Here is a 2,092-nt window from a genome sequence, read left to right as displayed (position 1 = left end):
TGAATGAGAGGAAAAGACGTTATCGGTAATCAATTAGAAGTCCACGAATCGAAGGTCGGATAGCTCCAGAAAGGAGGTGATCCAGCCGCACCTTCCGGTACGGCTACCTTGTTACGACTTAGCCCTAGTTACTTGTTCTACCCTAACTGGCTTCTGTGACGAGCACCAGCTTCAGGTCTACCAAACTTCCATGGCTTGACGGGCGGTGTGTACAAGGCCCGGGAACGTATTCACCGCGTCATTGCTGATACGCGATTACTAGTGATTCCAGCTTCACGGAGTCGAGTTGCAGACTCCGATCCGAACTGAGAACGGTTTTTTGAGATTGGCATCTAGTCACCTAGTAGCAACCCGCTGTACCGCCCATTGTAGCACGTGTGTAGCCCTAGGCGTAAGGGCCATGATGACCTGACGTCGTCCCCGCCTTCCTCACTGCTTGCGCAGGCAGTCTGTTTAGAGTCCCCATCATAACATGCTGGCAACTAAACATAGGGGTTGCGCTCGTTGCGGGACTTAACCCAACACCTCACGGCACGAGCTGACGACGGCCATGCAGCACCTTGCTTTGTGTCCCGAAGGAAAGGCTCATCTCTGAACCGGTCACGCGCATTCTAGCCTAGGTAAGGTTCCTCGCGTATCATCGAATTAAACCACATGCTCCACCACTTGTGCGGGCCCCCGTCAATTCCTTTGAGTTTCACTCTTGCGAGCGTACTCCCCAGGTGGGATACTTACCGCTTTCGCTAAGCCAGTAACAGTATATCGCTACCAGCGAGTATCCATCGTTTACGGCGTGGACTACCAGGGTATCTAATCCTGTTCGCTCCCCACGCTTTCGTGCCTCAGCGTCAGTACCAGCCTAGTCAGCTGCCTACGCAATCGGGGTTCTGGAAGGTATCTATGCATTTCACCGCTACACCTTCCATTCCGCCAACCTCGTCTGGACTCAAGCCCGCCAGTATCCAGGGCAGTTCCACAGTTGAGCTGTGGGATTTCACCCCGGACTTAACGGGCCGCCTACGCACCCTTTAAACCCAATAAATCCGGACAACGCTTGCACCCTCCGTATTACCGCGGCTGCTGGCACGGAGTTAGCCGGTGCTTATTCCTCAGGTACCGTCAGTGTACCACGCATGGTCTTTTTCTTCCCTGAGAAAAGCCGTTTACAACCCAGAAGGCCTTCATCCGGCACGCGGCATGGCTGGGTCAGACTCTCGTCCATTGCCCAATATTCCCTACTGCTGCCTCCCGTAGGAGTCTGGCCCGTATCTCAGTGCCAGTGTGGGGGATCACCCTCTCAGGTCCCCTAGCCATCGTCGCCTTGGTGGGCCTTTACCCCGCCAACTAGCTAATGGCACGCAACCTCATCCTGAACCAATAAATCTTTACCCATTATGTGATGCCACACTGTGGGTTTATGCGGTATTAATCCGCCTTTCGGCGGGCTATCCCCCAGTTCAGGGCAGATTGGTTACGCGTTACGCACCCGTGCGCCACTAGTGGTATTGCTACCACCCGTTCGACTTGCATGTATTAGGCCTGCCGCTAGCGTTCATCCTGAGCCAGGATCAAACTCTCCATTGTAAGATTTCTCTACACCCTATCGAAATAGGGCTGATGTCAAGTGCTGATCCGACCCTCATGTGTCACTCTCCGAAAAGAGCAACTGATTCGCTTATTCATTTTGCCCTCCGCATTGCTGCTTCAGGTCTTACCTATATTGTCTTTTCCAATCATTCAAAGAACGTGTGCAAGCTCCCAATTGGAGTCTGCCGTGTGCCGCACCTAAGTGCGGCGGTCTGCGTGTTTGCCCCTTCCGATCGAAGCGGGCTGCAAAGGTAAGCGCCTTTTCGCTACCTGCAAGTGAAAAGTGAAAAAGTTTTTAGAAACCCTTTTCTCTTCGACTTGCGCTGTCCCCTTCCAATCGAAGCGGGCTGCAAAGGTAAGTCTCTTTTTGCTTTCCGCAACACCGAAACAAGAAAAAGTTTTCCTCTTTTCGGTCTTCCTGCTAGCGTCCGCGGCCTTTTCAGGTGACTTGGCTAACCAGAGTGAAAGCGCTTCCGGTTGAAGCGGGGTGCAAAGGTAGTAAAAC

Annotated in this window: 1 protein-coding gene and 1 rRNA gene; both read right to left on the bottom strand. The window is 53.0% G+C overall.

What is annotated here, in order from left to right; genetic code table 11:
- Positions 1 to 69 precede the first annotated feature (69 nt).
- Positions 70 to 1,584: ribosomal RNA gene (locus tag D0N36_RS19195) — 16S ribosomal RNA — on the bottom strand.
- Between the two features lie 201 nt (positions 1,585 to 1,785).
- On the bottom strand, positions 1,786 to 2,092 hold a 307-nt coding region (locus tag D0N36_RS19395; protein WP_207190733.1), incomplete at its 5' end, for a hypothetical protein.

It is taken from the genome of Hymenobacter lapidiphilus, from assembly GCF_003417065.2.
Taxonomy (GTDB): Bacteria; Bacteroidota; Bacteroidia; order Cytophagales; family Hymenobacteraceae; genus Hymenobacter.
Note: the sequence above shows the minus strand (reverse complement) of the source record. Positions and strands in the feature narration are given on the sequence as shown.